The following is a 14,845-nucleotide window of genomic DNA, read 5'->3' on the forward strand; positions in this document are numbered from 1 at the left end:
AGCTAATCCGAATACCCCTTTTAAACTTCACCGATGACTCGGTCTTTTCTTTCGGCGCAAACCACTGTTCAGACCCAAAGCGATTATCACCGTTTTCCGGCAATGGCTCGCCACTGACCACATCCGCTGGCACCGTCAAATCCAGCACCACCGGCGGCGCCGGCTTTGCCACTGGGGGCAACGGTTCAGCGTCGGGTTCTTCAATCATGATCACTGGCTCCACCACCTGCAGGCAACAATCAGACATAGATCGCTGCTGCCACCACCAGGCTGACGACAAGACCAGTACGCCAAACGCGACCAAGAGCAATGACCTCATGTGTTCTCCAATACGTATTTACTTACAGCGCAAGCAATGAAGGATATCACCCACTTGGATAATTGACCCGCCTCACCAGCCCCGCATAATGCGCCACCAACACTAACAAAAAGCGAGGATTTTTCCATGGGCAGATTATCAGGCAAGGTCGCGATTATTACTGGTGCCGCGCGCGGTATGGGTGCAGTCACCGCCCGCCGTTTTGTTGAGGAAGGCGCCAAGGTTATCATCGCCGACCTGCTCGACGACGCCGGAGAGAAGCTCGCGACAGAACTGGGCGACAGTGCCCGCTACGTTCATGCCGACGTTTCTCAGGAAAGCGACTGGCAGGCATTGATCCTCGCAGCGGAAGACTTCGGACCGCTCAACATCCTCGTCAATAACGCGGCCATCCTTCACGCTGCAGCGATTGCCGACAGCGACGGCGACGACTACATGCGCGTTATTCGAGTAAACCAACTGGGCCCCTACCTTGGCATCCGAGCCGCTATCGCACCGATGAAAGCCGCGGGCGGCGGCTCGATTATCAATATTTCATCCATTGACGGCCTGCAGGCTAAGAATGGCCTGAGCGCCTATGTGTCATCGAAATGGGCGGTGCGCGGCCTGAGTAAGTCAGCAGCGATTGAGCTTGGCCCCTACAATATACGCGTCAACACCGTACACCCCGGCGGCATCTTCACGGATATGCATGGTGCGGGTGAGAACAGTGAGCCCTCAGAGCAAGACAACGCCTTTTACGTCAACCACCCGCTCCCTCGCGTTGGCCTTCCTCAAGAAGTGGCAAATATGTCGTTGTTCTTAGCCAGTGATGAAAGCAGCTACTCCACCGGCTCGGAGTTTATTGTGGACGGAGGCTGGAACGCCGGGCTGCGCCTGGACCTATTGCCAAGCTCCTGATCTCTGGTGGGGTTTTCAGGCCCGCGCCCAATATTCTATAGTGCCTCATCGGTCATCTGCGACAGGAGAGGCACCATGGACACTGATATACATAGCCTGAATCTGTTATTCGAGCAGCTCGGACTGCCATCCAGCGACAGCGAGATTGCCAGCTTTGTTGCCAGTCATCGCCCGCTACCCGCCGAGCTACCCCTTCACCAAGCCGCTTTCTGGACGGAAAGTCAGTCTGCATTCATCAAGCAGGCGATAGACGATGACGCCGACTGGGCAGAATGGGTGGACGAACTCGACGCGCTGTTACGTCACTAGCGTTTCCTCCATTAAACGCCGCTCGGCGCATTTACAGCGGGCCCTCTCCCGAAGGCGAATCGCCCTTGTCTGGCGCAGCTTGCGACTTGGGCCGGGCATTTTCACGACGCGATTCGGCGATGTTTTCCTGCGCCCGCTCCAGCTCGCGTTCCACTGACTCCACCATCGCAGACCAGCCTTGAATCAACGCTTTATTCGCATTTTCGATAATGCCGCCCAGTGAACTTTCCTCATCCCGTTTACGCGCTTCCTGTAACTGTCCACTGAGTTCATCGAGACGCGACTCTATCGTTACCAGTTGCTGACTTAGCGCCGCACGGTAAGCCTGCTCGTCCCGGTACTGCCAGTATTCAAAAGCGGCAAACAGCAGCACAATAATCCCCGCAAAAATCACACCCGACGACATTTTCATACTATGCTCTCCCTCTTTGTGTGCAGCAAAGCAGCGATTGTAAGTGTTTTGCCGCCAGCATATAGCCCGTTATATCAAGGATCTAGTGAAGGCATGAAACTCAATCTGCTGCTGACCGGCAACGAAATCATGGCCGGTGATGTTATCGACTCCAATTCAGCGCGTATTGCTCAGCAACTGAACCCGCATGGCTGGCGCGTCTACAAAAAAGTCACCGTTGGCGACGACCTCGCCCTGCTCTGTCAGCAAATCGATAAACTCTGCGACGATGGCGATGTATTGATTATCAACGGCGGACTGGGCCCGACCGTCGATGATCTCACCGCCGCGGCCCTGTCCGCCGTCAGCCAGCAGCCGCTATGCGAGCACCCCCGAGGGATGCGTGAATTGCAGGCGTGGTGTGACAAGCGGGGGTTTACCCTGAATGAGGCAAACCGGAAACAGGCCATCCTGCCCCAAGGCTGCGACATCATCAGCAATGCTCGGGGCAGCGCACCGGGTATTCAGCTGGAACACAAGGGCTGCCTGGTAATCGCCACGCCCGGCGTGCCGAGTGAACTGCAACAGATGCTGGCCGACGAAATCCTTCCCCTGCTGCTGCAGCGTTTCGATTCTGACCACATACAAACCTTGCGACTGGGTGTATTCGGGCTGGGTGAATCCAGTATTCAAGAACTGTTTGACCGGGAGCTGCCCCATTGGCCGGACGATATCGAGCTGGGATTTCGTGCCTCAATGCCCGTACTGGAGGTCAAACTGACTGCCAGCGGCGCCAACTCGGGGGAGCAGCTCGCCCGGTGGCGTGAACCCGTTGAAGCCCTGTTAGGCGACCACCTGCTTGGCGAGCTGCCCGTCACCCTATCGGATGCACTGGTCAACACATTGAGGGAGCACAAGCTCAGCCTCAGCACCGCAGAATCCTGTACCGGCGGTCTGATCGCGGCACAGATTACCTCGGTGCCCGGCGCGTCGGAGGTTTACCCCGGCGGCATCGTGAGCTATTCCAACGCAATGAAAATGTCTCAGCTCGGTGTGAACGCAAGCAGCCTGGAGACGTACGGTGCCGTGAGTGAAACGGTGGCAAAAGAAATGGCGACCGGCGCGCTTGTCGCAACCCAGTCCGATCTCGCCATCGCTGTCACCGGGATTGCCGGCCCCGGCGGCGGCAGTGAAGAAAAGCCGGTGGGCACGGTCTGGATTGCCTGGGGCCGTTCGGAGAACTTACACAGTGTCTGCCTGCAGCTACCCTTCGACCGGCAGGGCTTCCAACTTTGGGTCGCGGCGCTCGCTCAGGAGCTGCTGCGCCGCGAGGTACTGGGAATCAGTGGCTTACCGTCATTGGTGCAGCGCTACCGCCGTGGCGGCAGCATCTGAAATCACGCGGCGGCGCGCTTCTCCAGTTCTTCAGCAATCCATTGCAGCAGCATTTCGTAAGCGCCACGAATCATGGCCGCCGCATCCTCGTCGCTCGCCCCTTCGGGCTTGGCACGACCATACCAGTCGACGTGACAGCGACCAGCGTCCAGCGCGGTCACTTTGGCATTGGCTGAATAGTCACTGACCGGCATGGGAATACCCTGCGGGATGCTGTAACCGAAGGCCATATTCTCAGGCTCGAGGAACGACAGCTTCTCATCAATAGGGTCCATGCCCTGCATGTGCAGGCGGCGAATCATACCAATGCCCTCACCGATCACTTCTATGCGGTCAATGCCCGGCGCCCAGCTGATATCACCGAAATCTTCCAGCAAGGCCCATACCGTTTCAGCAGGGAAGTCGAGATCGCGGGCAACATGTACCTCTACCATGATGTTCTCCAATTTATTATTAAACAGCGGCGATCTTGCCTCATAATGGTTACAGTAGCCTCACCCGAACGGCTTAGTCAGAATTTCAACGTGAATGAGTAATACTCAGCGACTCGTTGCAGTAATATTGACGAATAATCACAACAGGTTTTCATCCCCATGATCAGTGTCGCTCCTCCCCGCCCGGTTCGCTTATTCAGCATGGATTCCGAAGGCTTCTGGGCTGTGCCCACAACCACCGGGGGGCTGAAAGCCTACTACCAGCGCTATGGCGCCAATCCTGACGACAACGATATTCAACTGCTGCACTTTCGCGACAGTGACGCCGTTGCCCAGTGGCGGACAGAATGGCCCGCATTGCGCGACGTTTTTCAGGACGCAATCGCAAAGGGGCAGCGTCCGGTCGTTGGCTTCAGCATGTATACCTGGAACGCCGCTGAATTTTTGGAGCTGATCGCTCTGATCAAACACGACTGCCCGCAGGCTCTATGTATCGCGGGCGGCCCCCACGTTCAACAGGCAGAAGACTATCTGTTCGACGATCCCATTGATGCCATTGCCCTGGGTGAAGCAGAAACCACCTTTCAGGAATGGCTGGACTGCTGTGACAGCAAAGAAGACTGGCGGAATATCAAAGGCCTTGCGTATCTGGAAAATGGCGGCATTCACAAAACAGCAGAACGTCCGCGTCGCATTAACCTGGATGAGCTGCCGTCGGCACTGGATGTTGTGCCACTCAGTGACGCCAACGGCAAACCGTTGTACGACTCGGTGTCCTACGAAAGCAGCCGAGGCTGTCCATTCAAATGCGCTTTCTGTGAGTGGGGCACCGGCGCTATCGGCTCGAAGATGTACCAGTTTTCCATGGATCGCGTGGAGCGGGACTGGCGAAAAATCGTCGCGGCAGGTATCAAGGATATCTGGCTGGCCGACTCCAACTTTGGCGCCCTGCGCGAGGATCTCGACAAAGCCAAACTGATCTGCGAGCTGAAAAGCACAACAGGCTTACCCAGTAGCTTCGCGACCTCCTGGTCGAAAAAACACAGCCCTCGGGTGCAGGAAATCGTCTTGCTCCTGCATGAGAACGGCCTGCTTCCGCACTATCAGCTTGCCCTGCAAACGCTCACGCCCAAGGCACTGGAACTGAGTAACCGCAAGAACATGGCCGCCAACAAATACGAGCCCATTGCCCGCGAAATGGCGACCCAGGGCGTGCCGATTGCTGCCGAGTTAATCTGGGGGCTGCCCGGCGACAATCTGCCGGACTTCGAGCGCAATCTCGACCAGTTACTGCAGGTATTCCCCAACCTGAATATCTTCGCCTACACCCTGTTACCCGGCACCGAGTTTTACGAAAAACGCGAGGAATATCGCATTGAGACCATTCCGGTGGCCGGCTACGGCAAGGCCAAAGGCGAGTATGTCGTGGCCTGTCACAGCTTCGACCGCGAACAGGGATTACAGGGGTATCTGCTGATTACCGCACACATGCTCTTCGCCCACGGGCATATTCTGCCTTACAGCATTCGCTATATAGCCCGGCAAGCCGGCGTCACGACCGCTACGCTGATGCGTCAGCTACTGCTCGCTGTATGCCGGGAATACGCCGAGCAACTGCCTGCGGTGAATCCAGGCGATGCACTGAGTGTTTACGAGGGCCGCAATCGTATTTTTACCGAGTCGCTACGTGACCCCAGCCGGCTTTATGACTGCCTTCAACAGGTGATTGGCGACTATGTGACGCAACAGGCCAGCGACGGGCGCGAAATACCGCTGAGCGCCCGCCTGAGCATGGTTCTGGAACTGGACAAGGCCCTGTCTCCGCGCTGGGGCGCAGCACAAGAGCGGGAGGTCAGCTTCAGTTTCGATGCCAGAGCCTGCAAGCAGGCTCTCGATGAACTGCGCGACCCCGACGACGCCTGCTTCCGCGCCGGCCCTCAAACGCTGACAATCCGCACGCCGGGCGGCGTGGGCGACATCCTCAAAGAACCCGACGGGGGTGCCTGGCTGCGCGGCGAGGTACAGAAAGGCGCGGGGGCAGCCACTCCAAGACTTATCCAGCCGGGGCTGGAATCCCTTGCCAGAGAGGTGCACTGACCCTCTCGCTGAAGCCTTACAGCGCCGCCAGAGCCCCGCGAATTTTTTCGGCCTCGGCGGCCAGAGCTTCGGGCTCGGCCATGGCTGCACGAGCAAAATCCACATCCTGCATTTCATTGATCGGCACCAGATGCAGGTGGGTGTGAGGGACTTCTAAGCCCACGATTTGTAAACTTACCCGACGGCAAGCGTAGCTCTGCTTCAGCGCCTTCGCCAACTTGGCCGATACTGCCATCAAATGAGCACTGAGCTCCGCAGGCAGGTCATCCCAATGGTCGACCTCTTCGCGGGGAATCACCAGCAGATGACCGGGATGCATAGGCTGGATGGTCATAATCGCCACGCAGCGCTCGTCTTCCCAGACAAAATGCCCCGGCAGTTCGCCCGCAATAATCTTGCTGAAAATACTCGCCATGATGTTCTCCTTCGTCAAACGTCGATCAACGCCGAGAGCGTCGATTTGATTTCGGTTTCTATGGCTCCGCGACCGTCAAGCCGATATCGCCTTGCCAAGGCTGACCAATCCTCTTCGTAAAACAAGCGCTCAATACACAATGCGGAGACAAGGCGCCCCGCGCAGCAACGCTTGAGACTGGGCGCCGCCATTTCAAACGACAGTTGTCCCGCTGCGTAGCGCTGAAGCTGCCGCAAGTCATCACTGTCACTGAGTGCAGGTAACACCGACAGCAAGGCTTGTAACGCCTCCGGCGGCATCTCTGGGTATATCAAGCGAAAGCTGGTCAACAGCGATTGCGCAAACCGCTGTTGTTGCAAGACGAAGTCCTCACTCCAGCCCTCCCCCAATGCCAATGCGACCATCAATGAATAACTGCCACTCGCTGCATCCCGGCGACTGCCAAGATGCAGCGGTATAAACCTGGCCGAATGCCAGAACGCCACCACATCGGGCTCACAGGCAAAACTGGAACTGAGAAAGGCCATACCTTCCTCGTTCGCCTGCCGTGAGAGAGCCGCTAACAACGCCGACGCAACACCAGCGCGTCGCTCACCGTCGACCACGGCGATGCGATTGACACGCAGACTAGGACTTAAAAGATACTTGGGATTGCCCGTCTGAACAGCCAGTGTCTGCGCCAGTAAATGCCCTCTCGGACGACGCCTGCCAGCACAAGTTGCTTCGGCCAAGGTCTTGTCAAAGCCCCCTTCGACGAACGCCTGACAGACACCGACAATATTTTCGCCACGCCGCGCCACCCATATTCTGCCCGGCAGGTCGAGGAGGAATTGCAGGTCCTGGGGGGTGGTTTGGTAGTGAGCATCTAGCAGCAGACCATGCACCTGACGCAGTAATGACGGCTCGCGTATCAGGGTGTCCGGGTCGACAAGGTTCACCACCAACGGGTCGCTGCTTTGTGCCATCGCCACGTCAGCGTCAAGCAGAAACAGTCGGTTGAGACCGGCCTCAAGGGGGTCATCCTCAGCCCAGCGCAGCGGGCTGCGAAGGTATTCGCGGCGCCAGTGTGGACGGCGGCGATCCAGGCAGCGGCGAAAGCGAATATCGAAGCCACGCCCACTGCCCTCATACCCGTGTACCGTGCTCGCGAACACCAGCCGCGGATAGCGCTGCAGCAGCGTATCCAATAGGGTCAGTGACAAATGTGCTGCTTCATCCACCAGCAACAAATCGGGTGTTTGACTGCGACTGAGCAATTCAGCGGGGGGCAGATACTCCAAACGCCCTTCCCGCCAGCTCAGCGCATGCTTTTCCCGCCGGGCATCGGGCAACGCGGACTGAGCGTGCCGGAACGCCGTCTCGATCATTCCCGGCCTTGCCGCGGTGATCACGATCCTCCGCTGGTCTCGCAGCAATTCCGCTGCCGCCAGCCCAAGCGCGGTGGTCTTGCCACGTCCGCGATCAGCGCGAATCAGCAGTGGCCGTCCGGCGCGCCCCTTAGCGGCGCGACATATTGCCTGTACGGTACGGCATTGATCCTCGCTGGGCAGCGTCGCCTGCCAGCTAGCCTCAGGAGTCGGTGGCATGTCAGGTAAAGGGGCCTTTTGACACCAGAGCAGTGTGTTCGACGCAGTCGGCCATTCCCGACAAAGACGCCGAATAAACGCCGAGTCATCAACGTCGAAGCCCTGATGCCGCATCGACGCCGCATAATCCGCAGGCCAGTCGTTCATTGGCGGACACAACAGAACGAGCAGCCCACCGGCACGCAGGGTTCCCGCCGCGGCAAGCCATTGGTTTAGCGATTGGTAGTGGTGAGCGTTAATAACCAGCCAGTCAGATTCAATGCCGAGGCTTTCCGGCTTACTGGCGGGGCGCTGTCCTGCGATCGCCTCTGGAGCCAGCAGCAGTCCGTCCCCTTGACTCATAAGCACTTCAGCCATCGCCACGCCCCACGACTCTTCCCCGCTGAGCAACAGGCAGGCGCGATGCCCGGCAGCGCGAAGGGCTGACGCTAGTTGCTGGCAATAGCGTTGGAAATCGGCCGCGCCGGGCACTACTTCGCCCCGCTGGGATAGACCGGCGCTTCGCGCATATGCAAGTGCAGTAACAGACGATGATCCCGGCGATAGATATCCTGAAGTGGAGCATCGAGATACTGCTCAGCTAAAGCCAACAAGCGCTGGCGCAGCGATGCCTCCGATATCACACCCAATTTGACCGCCGAATCCATCGCGCCCTCCAGGCGATAGAGTACGGCGGGCGGAATATCCAGACCGGCGTGCTGATCGGCAAAAAATGCCTGCAAACGCGCCTCTAGCTCCTGTCGAAAAACGTCGCTGTCAGTCATGATGACTCCGACTTGAATTAGTTGAGCTCTCTTGCCGTTTGCACCAACACCCAGGGCACGACGACGACAGCCCACAGTTCCTGCTCGGCATCGAACCACTGCTGAGCGCGCGCCTCGTCCACCCGACTGAGATCACCGCTGCCAAGGTACTGCTGAATTTGCGTTGCATCGTCGTCGGCCATCGCTGCAGCCACCGCGATCAAATCCAGTGCAGGAGCGACTTCCAAAACTGCGCCCTGCGCGTAGAAGCGTTGCAACTCTCGCCAGTGAATCCGTGCGGTTTCACGATTAAGTTTGCCGAATAGCGAATCGTTGTCGGGGAGGTCAGTCATAGCAGCATTGGGTTCTCAGAAGATCAGACGGTGCGTCGTTAATTGCCCCAGTTCAACTCCCAAGGCTGCCGCCATTCTACCAGCGCTTCCTGCACAGCTCTATCGACAAAGCGCTGCCCCGATGAGGGCTGCTGACAAAACTGATAATGATGCCCTCCATAATCGAAACACAGGGCAAAGGCGTGCAGATAACAACGGTCAGCCTCGGTTTTACCGTAGCGCTCATCGCCCAGGATGGGCACACCGAGACTGCTCATGACCACTCGCAGCTGGTGAGTCTTTCCGGTATGGGGTTTCAGTAAATAGAGGCGCAGTCCCGGCATAACGGCACTGCTGATAAAGCGTGTACGGCTGGGGTTATCGCGGCTGCGGCTCAGGCGATAACTGCCGTTGCGCGCTTTCACGATATCGCCCACCACCAGCCCCTGCTTTTTTCGCGGCTTGCCGTCAGCCAATGCGATATAGAATTTCTGCACATGGCGCTCGCTGAACTGCGCTGATAACTGCGCAGCCGCGGACTTGTTCCGGGCAATCAACAGCAGTCCGGAGGTGGCGTCATCAAGTCGGTGAACCAGGTACAAGGCTTCATCACCGAGCTCATGCCGAAGCGTGTCCAGCAGGCTGCTTCCGCGCTGATTTCGGTGCAGGTTTACACCCGCGTGCTTGTCGATCAGATAGAAATCGTCGTGACGATACAGTAAGTCATAGCTCATGGATCAGGACAGCATTAACCCTTTGCCTGGCCGAGCTGATCCACTCTCTGCCCCATGGCCTTACGCAAGACGTCGATCTCGCGAATGAGCTCATCGCTGACGCCGGCAAACTCCATTTGCAGCGCCAGGGTTTCAAACTCAGAAACATCGCCTTGCTGAGCGTAGACATCCAACAACATCAGCTTCAAGGATTCCACGTCATTGCTGTGCAGCTCGGCCTCAAGAATACGGCGTGCTCCCGGAAGGTCGTTGAGCGACAAGCACGCTGCCGCCGCCGTCTCGGCATTGCTGCCTGGGGAAACGGATACCGCCGCCGCTCCGACTGGCGGCAATGTATTCTCCACCGAGATATCGTCCTCGGGCATCGCACTCAGCTCATCATCAACATCAGATTGTGTCGGCTCCGTGGCCTCGGCTACCGCGGCAGTATCCTGACTGCCACGCGTTCGGCGGCCATCAAGATCATCAAACACATCGTGGAAAGCATCCGGCGAGTGCTGCGGAGACGGCTCGGGAGGTTTCCCGGTGACGATCGACGCCGCCTGATAAGAAGCGACGGGGGCTTTGCGACCGCGTCGCCGCAACACCACCCACAATGCCGTCAATGCTGCCAGCGCCCACAGCCACCAGAGGCGCGCTGTTGCGCTATCGCTCTGCACCGCTTCGCTCATGACTGGCTCTGGCTCCACAACCGGCTCGTCACTGATCTCTGGCTGAGAAGCATTTGTCACTGTTGCAAGCTGATCTTGGCCAGCAATGCCTTCCGCTTCCAGCGAGGCGGCGGCTGCGTCACGCTCATCACCCGTCGCCAGCACCGGCTCTCCTCTCACACCATCCTCGGTAAGTCTATCGACAAAGCCGTCATTGCGCAGGGCATTCACTTCTCCCTGCACCTGGGCGTATTCCTGCTGAAGCCCCGCCAATCTCGCTTGAAGCTGCGCAAGGCGCGTAGACATCACTTCGATGTTCTGAGTGACCTGCTCAACTTCCTGGCTGACGGCAAGCAGTGACTCCGTCAGCTCAGCCGCGCGACCACCTTCACCACTCGTCGCCTGCGGCACGCTTTCAATCGCGGCCGCCTCAGTCTCGCTATCTGACGTTTGCGCCGCTTCGACAGCAAGCGCCTCTCCTGCGCCGCCTGACGGCGGTAAATCACGCGGCGGCAAGGCAGCCGACGGCAAAGCTGTCGCCGATGACAGCACCGAGCTTAGCCTGGCTGGATCGATATCCAGCGTGACGGATTCTTTGAGCAGGTGGCGAGCCTTGCGGATAAATGCTTCCGGATTCAGGGCATAAATCTGCTCCATCACGCGCTGCTGGTCACCTCCTCTCTCGCGCCGAAGTCTGGCCGCGATAGACCACAAGCTGTCGCCGCGCTGCGTCACATAGTGTGTGCTGGATGAGCTTATTGAAGCGCCGGTACGGGGCGTTATGGACGAACTTGAATAGGTCTGTGTCGGGGTTGTTGGCAACGCCACCGGTACATCTGCCTGGCTGGCGGTCAGCGGCGACTGGGGCGACGCAACGGATGTTGTGGGTAAGTCTAGCAACAGGGTGTATTCGCGATTCAGACTGCCCTGCGGCCAGCGCACACTCACAACAAAATTCAGGAAGGGTTCGGCAATGGGTTCTGCGCTGCTCAGATCGATCAGTGCCTGCCCTTGCTCATCACGGTAGGCGATTACCTGAATATCTCCTGGCTTCAGCCCCCCGATCACCGATTCGCTGTCTTCATCCCAGACCGGCTGAATACTGATCAGCAGTTGCTCCGGATCCAGCCCGTCCATACTGCGCAGAGGAATACGTGCCTGTAATGGGCTTCCAAGGCGAGACGCCAGCTCGGCGCTGCCAAGCCCCAGCGCCAGCGCTTCTCTGCTTACCATTGCCGCCAGACACAGTGGGAGTAATGCAGGTATCCGCGTGTTTTTCATCGCCAGTGCTCTTATCAATATCGCTGTATGCTGCGATCCATCTCTAGCCCGCTCCTGCTACCACCATGACACAGGGAAACACGAACTCCATCACAAATAAGTGTAGCCATCTTGGCAGCAACGCGCACACCCGGCAAAAGGTTTTAGACGCAAATGAGGAAATTTCATCGGGCGAAAACCACGTCTGCCCAATATTCGGGCAATCTGTTTAGCAATTGCCCAACTGTGAGCAAAACTTTTCCCCAGATTAGGTGAATAAACTTGTGGATAACGCTGTTCAATTCCGCCGGGAACAGCGCCATGTCGACGCTGCCGACACAAGGGTAAATTTTGATCAGTCGCGCAGCGTATGACCATAGCGGCTAATCATGACAATAATAATCACGGCCATGATTCCCGCTGCCCCCAAATAGGGATAGCTCGGCGAGAACTGGTATAGGAAACCGCCGGCCAAAGGTCCTGCCACAAATCCCAAACCCGCGATTGAGCCGAGCAAGCCAGCCAGCCCTCCCTGCTCATGCGACTCCACCACCATGGTTGCACTTGCCCCGTAAGCCGGTGCCGTCAACCCCATCCCAAAGCCGAACAGCCCCATGGCCGCCAGCAACATCCCGAGATTGCCGGAAAACGCCAACAGCAGGTAACCCATAAAACTGAAAGGCATACCGAGGAACAACAGCTTCATCGGTGGCCCGTTGTAGCGTTGCACAATCACAAACTGGGCAAACAGCATCGCCCCCGATGAGACGATCATCGCGGCGGAGAACCACTGTGCCGCTTCCACACCTTCGAGAGACAGCAGGTCCTGAAAATAGAAGCCCAGAGTCTGCTGCACCATACCCAATAGCCCGTAGATGACAAAGCCGATCACAATGAACAATCGATAACGCGGGTCGAAATAGGACATTGCCTTAGGCTTGCGATCACGACTGGATTGATGTGGCGGCAATGCTGGCAGAAAGCGCCATACCGCCAATGCGACGAGTACCGATAGGAGCGCCTGCAAATATAAAGGAGCCAAGTAGCTGAAATGGACAAACCAAGCCAGCGCAGGGCCAAGCATTACCCCCAGTTGGTTGAAGGCCTGAAGCTTGGCCATGCCTTTCGCCCGCTGGCGGATTTCCGTCACATCAACCATATAGGCTGCAGAGGCCGGGTGCGCTGCCGACATCAGCGCCGCGTGTACCGCGCGACTGGCTATCAGCAGCAGATACAGCGCTCCACCGCCCATAATCGCGGTTAGCCCCAGCCAGGCAACACTGTTGAACAACAAGGTCCCTATCGCATAACCAAACAAGCCAATAATAATGACCGGCTTGCGCCCCCAGCGATCACTCTTGCGACCCCAGAATGGCGAGGTGATAAAGAAGACGAACGCCGTCAGTGCCGACAGCGAGGTAATCGCCAGCTCCTTGGGCGCCAGCTCGATATTGAGCAGCGGGATCTGCCAAATCATTTCATGCAGAGCAAGCTCCCGCCCCAGCATTGGCAGAATCGCAAACACTACGCTCTGGCCCATACCCACTGCCATCATCGCGGCATATAGAGAGATCATCGCCCGCCAATCGGAGCGTGGGGAGTGGCTGTTTGCGTTCAAGTCAGTACCGTCTTTTGTTGGGACATTCGCAGGCAATGCATGTCATGTCGTTGTCTACAGCGAGCCGCATCTGGCAGACTTCCTGCTTCATGCGGCTACAGAACAGCCAAACATTCTACACGCTGCGCGGCAACCACCACAAAAGGTAACACAAGATGACGAGGGTTCAGCAGGGACCACCACGTTTGCAGGCTTGGCTGAACCGACTCGAAGTGGTGGGTAATCGCCTGCCTCATCCGGTGCTGTTGTTTATTCTTCTGAGCATCGCCCTCGTACTGTTATCGACCCTGATGACCGCGACTCAGGTGTCTGCACAACACCCCGCCACCGGCGAGTGGCTGCACAGCCGTTCGCTGCTGTCCCGCGAAGGGCTGCTGTGGATGCTAAACAATGCCGTTGGCAACTTCACCGGCTTTGCCCCCGTTGGCCCGGTCATCGTAGCGATTATGGGCATTGCCATTGCCGAGCATTCGGGACTGCTGGCCTGTGTATTGAGCCGTCTCGCCCGCCGGGCATCGGAGCGCTACCTCAGTGCGGTGATCGTGTTTACCGGCGTTCTCTCCAGTATCGGTTTTGACTCTGGCTATGTGGTACTGATCCCCTTGGCAGCCCTTATCTTCAAAGCGGCGGGGCGCCCTCCGCTGGCAGGTATTGCTGCTGCCTTCGCTGGCGTCTCCGGCGGCTACAGTGCCAACCTGATGCTGGGGCCTGTCGATGCCATCCTCGCGGGTATCAGCACTGAGGCGCTGTCGCTGGTGGCCCCGCAGGCCGAAGTACTGGTCAGCGACAACTATTATTTCATCATCGCGTCGACATTCCTGATTACTTTTATCGGCGCCAGGGTGAACGACCATATTGTTGAACCGCGCCTTAGATCAAACACGGATACCCCTCTGGAACAGTCCACCGATGAAATCGCTAATCCCGCTGAGCGACGAGCACTTCGCTGGGTAGCCGCCTTTTCTGTCGCCTACTTAGCGCTGTTGATCAGCCTGGTGGCGTTACCGGACGGTCTGCTTCGCAACCCCGACGTCACTGGCATGGTGGCGTATCCACTGCTGAGGGGGATTGTGATTTTTATTGCGCTCTATGCTGGCATCGCCGGCATGTTATTTGGCTACCTCAGCGGCAAATTTACGCGTTCAAGCGATTGGGTCCTGGCGATGGAGAAAGGCATGGCAACGCTGGCGGGCTATCTGGTACTGATGTTCTTTGCTGCGCAGTTTGTCAATTATTTCGCGTGGTCCGGCATTGGCGCGGTAGTCGCCATCAAGGGCGCACAGGCACTGGCCGCGTTGCAGTTGCCCAGCACCGCTCTGCTGGTGGCCTTCGTGCTGACGACTGCCGCCATCAATCTGCTGATCGGCAGCGCCTCCGCCAAGTGGGCACTGATGGCGCCCATCTTTGTTCCCATGCTGTACATGCTGGGTATCGACGCAGCATCGGTACAGATGGCCTACCGGATCGGCGACTCCAGCAGCAACATCATTACTCCGTTGATGCCTTACTTTGGTGTCGTCGTAGCGTTTATGCAGAAGCACGATGAACGCGCAGGTATCGGCAGTCTGATGGCACTGATGCTGCCCTACTCTGTTGCCCTGCTGCTTGGCTGGACGCTGATGCTTAGCCTGTGGATGCTGGCGGGCTTGCCGCTGGGCTGGC

At 57.9% G+C, this 14,845-nt stretch carries 15 protein-coding genes; 5 read left to right on the forward strand and 10 right to left on the reverse strand.

Annotated elements, in window-relative coordinates:
* Window positions 1–319: hypothetical protein (locus AC5DB9_RS15585; RefSeq protein ID WP_491732085.1), on the reverse strand; the 319-nt coding region annotated here is incomplete at its 3' end.
* Between the two features lie 126 nt (window positions 320–445).
* Here AC5DB9_RS15585 and AC5DB9_RS15590 point away from each other — a divergent pair.
* Window positions 446–1,219 (forward strand): glucose 1-dehydrogenase, encoded by a 774-nt coding sequence (locus AC5DB9_RS15590; RefSeq protein WP_272993383.1) that lies wholly within the window; start codon window positions 446–448, stop codon window positions 1,217–1,219.
* A gap of 75 nt (window positions 1,220–1,294) precedes the next feature.
* Window positions 1,295–1,528 (forward strand): DUF2789 domain-containing protein, encoded by a 234-nt coding sequence (locus AC5DB9_RS15595; RefSeq protein ID WP_022957388.1) that lies wholly within the window; start codon window positions 1,295–1,297, stop codon window positions 1,526–1,528.
* 31 nt (window positions 1,529–1,559) lie between these two features.
* Here the strand turns inward: AC5DB9_RS15595 and AC5DB9_RS15600 are convergent, their stop codons facing one another.
* A complete protein-coding gene (locus tag AC5DB9_RS15600) occupies window positions 1,560–1,940 on the reverse strand; it encodes a hypothetical protein (RefSeq protein WP_272993380.1) in 381 nt (126 codons plus the stop codon).
* Between the two features lie 93 nt (window positions 1,941–2,033).
* Here AC5DB9_RS15600 and AC5DB9_RS15605 point away from each other — a divergent pair, with 93 nt between their 5' ends.
* Entirely contained in the window at window positions 2,034–3,314 is a 1,281-nt protein-coding gene (locus AC5DB9_RS15605) for a CinA family nicotinamide mononucleotide deamidase-related protein (protein ID WP_272993377.1), read from the forward strand.
* A 2-nt stretch (window positions 3,315–3,316) separates the two neighbouring features.
* Here the strand turns inward: AC5DB9_RS15605 and AC5DB9_RS15610 are convergent, their stop codons facing one another.
* On the reverse strand, window positions 3,317–3,748 hold the full coding sequence (locus tag AC5DB9_RS15610) for an SRPBCC family protein (RefSeq protein WP_272993374.1): 432 nt from the start codon (window positions 3,746–3,748) through the stop codon (window positions 3,317–3,319).
* Between the two features lie 159 nt (window positions 3,749–3,907).
* Here AC5DB9_RS15610 and AC5DB9_RS15615 point away from each other — a divergent pair, with 159 nt between their 5' ends.
* The gene (locus tag AC5DB9_RS15615) at window positions 3,908–5,845 is read left to right on the forward strand and encodes a B12-binding domain-containing radical SAM protein (protein WP_272993371.1); all 1,938 of its coding nucleotides are present in this window, start codon (window positions 3,908–3,910) and stop codon (window positions 5,843–5,845) included.
* Between the two features lie 16 nt (window positions 5,846–5,861).
* Here AC5DB9_RS15615 and AC5DB9_RS15620 read toward each other — a convergent pair whose 3' ends face one another.
* The 7 genes from AC5DB9_RS15620 to AC5DB9_RS15650 all read right to left on the reverse strand — a co-directional run bounded on the left by AC5DB9_RS15620 (window position 5,862) and on the right by AC5DB9_RS15650 (window position 13,141).
* The gene (locus AC5DB9_RS15620) at window positions 5,862–6,260 is read right to left on the reverse strand and encodes an HIT family protein (protein ID WP_272993367.1); all 399 of its coding nucleotides are present in this window, start codon (window positions 6,258–6,260) and stop codon (window positions 5,862–5,864) included.
* 14 nt (window positions 6,261–6,274) lie between these two features.
* A complete protein-coding gene (locus tag AC5DB9_RS15625) occupies window positions 6,275–8,317 on the reverse strand; it encodes a tRNA(Met) cytidine acetyltransferase TmcA domain-containing protein (protein ID WP_286846444.1) in 2,043 nt (680 codons plus the stop codon).
* Window positions 8,317–8,610 (reverse strand): hypothetical protein, encoded by a 294-nt coding sequence (locus AC5DB9_RS15630; RefSeq protein WP_022957395.1) that lies wholly within the window; start codon window positions 8,608–8,610, stop codon window positions 8,317–8,319. The genes AC5DB9_RS15625 and AC5DB9_RS15630 overlap by 1 nt, the downstream gene beginning before the upstream one ends.
* A 17-nt stretch (window positions 8,611–8,627) precedes the next feature.
* The gene (locus AC5DB9_RS15635) at window positions 8,628–8,942 is read right to left on the reverse strand and encodes a DUF2288 family protein (RefSeq protein WP_272989877.1); all 315 of its coding nucleotides are present in this window, start codon (window positions 8,940–8,942) and stop codon (window positions 8,628–8,630) included.
* Window positions 8,943–8,980: 38 nt separating this feature from the next.
* Complete coding sequence (locus AC5DB9_RS15640) at window positions 8,981–9,655, reverse strand: TIGR01621 family pseudouridine synthase (protein ID WP_272989875.1); 675 nt, start codon at window positions 9,653–9,655, stop codon at window positions 8,981–8,983.
* Between the two features lie 14 nt (window positions 9,656–9,669).
* Complete coding sequence (locus AC5DB9_RS15645; RefSeq protein WP_272989872.1) at window positions 9,670–11,586, reverse strand: FimV/HubP-related protein; 1,917 nt, start codon at window positions 11,584–11,586, stop codon at window positions 9,670–9,672.
* A 334-nt stretch (window positions 11,587–11,920) separates the two neighbouring features.
* Complete coding sequence (locus AC5DB9_RS15650) at window positions 11,921–13,141, reverse strand: MFS transporter (protein WP_272989869.1); 1,221 nt, start codon at window positions 13,139–13,141, stop codon at window positions 11,921–11,923.
* A gap of 197 nt (window positions 13,142–13,338) precedes the next feature.
* Here AC5DB9_RS15650 and AC5DB9_RS15655 point away from each other — a divergent pair.
* Window positions 13,339–14,845: AbgT family transporter (locus tag AC5DB9_RS15655; protein WP_491732086.1), on the forward strand; the 1,507-nt coding region annotated here is incomplete at its 3' end.

The sequence above is a fragment of the Spongiibacter sp. genome (genome assembly GCF_984394615.1).

What these genes read in the sequence shown, in the direction of transcription:
- AC5DB9_RS15590 (WP_272993383.1), top strand. Translation starts at nt 446, where the DNA reads ATGGGCAGATTATCAGGCAAGGTCGCGATTATTACTGGTGCCGCGCGC.
- AC5DB9_RS15595 (WP_022957388.1), top strand. Translation starts at nt 1,295, where the DNA reads ATGGACACTGATATACATAGCCTGAATCTGTTATTCGAGCAGCTCGGA.
- AC5DB9_RS15600 (WP_272993380.1), bottom strand. Translation starts at nt 1,940, where the DNA reads ATGAAAATGTCGTCGGGTGTGATTTTTGCGGGGATTATTGTGCTGCTG.
- AC5DB9_RS15605 (WP_272993377.1), top strand. Translation starts at nt 2,034, where the DNA reads ATGAAACTCAATCTGCTGCTGACCGGCAACGAAATCATGGCCGGTGAT.
- AC5DB9_RS15610 (WP_272993374.1), bottom strand. Translation starts at nt 3,748, where the DNA reads ATGGTAGAGGTACATGTTGCCCGCGATCTCGACTTCCCTGCTGAAACG.
- AC5DB9_RS15615 (WP_272993371.1), top strand. Translation starts at nt 3,908, where the DNA reads ATGATCAGTGTCGCTCCTCCCCGCCCGGTTCGCTTATTCAGCATGGAT.
- AC5DB9_RS15620 (WP_272993367.1), bottom strand. Translation starts at nt 6,260, where the DNA reads ATGGCGAGTATTTTCAGCAAGATTATTGCGGGCGAACTGCCGGGGCAT.
- AC5DB9_RS15630 (WP_022957395.1), bottom strand. Translation starts at nt 8,610, where the DNA reads ATGACTGACAGCGACGTTTTTCGACAGGAGCTAGAGGCGCGTTTGCAG.
- AC5DB9_RS15635 (WP_272989877.1), bottom strand. Translation starts at nt 8,942, where the DNA reads ATGACTGACCTCCCCGACAACGATTCGCTATTCGGCAAACTTAATCGT.
- AC5DB9_RS15640 (WP_272989875.1), bottom strand. Translation starts at nt 9,655, where the DNA reads ATGAGCTATGACTTACTGTATCGTCACGACGATTTCTATCTGATCGAC.
- AC5DB9_RS15645 (WP_272989872.1), bottom strand. Translation starts at nt 11,586, where the DNA reads ATGAAAAACACGCGGATACCTGCATTACTCCCACTGTGTCTGGCGGCA.
- AC5DB9_RS15650 (WP_272989869.1), bottom strand. Translation starts at nt 13,141, where the DNA reads ATGATCTCTCTATATGCCGCGATGATGGCAGTGGGTATGGGCCAGAGC.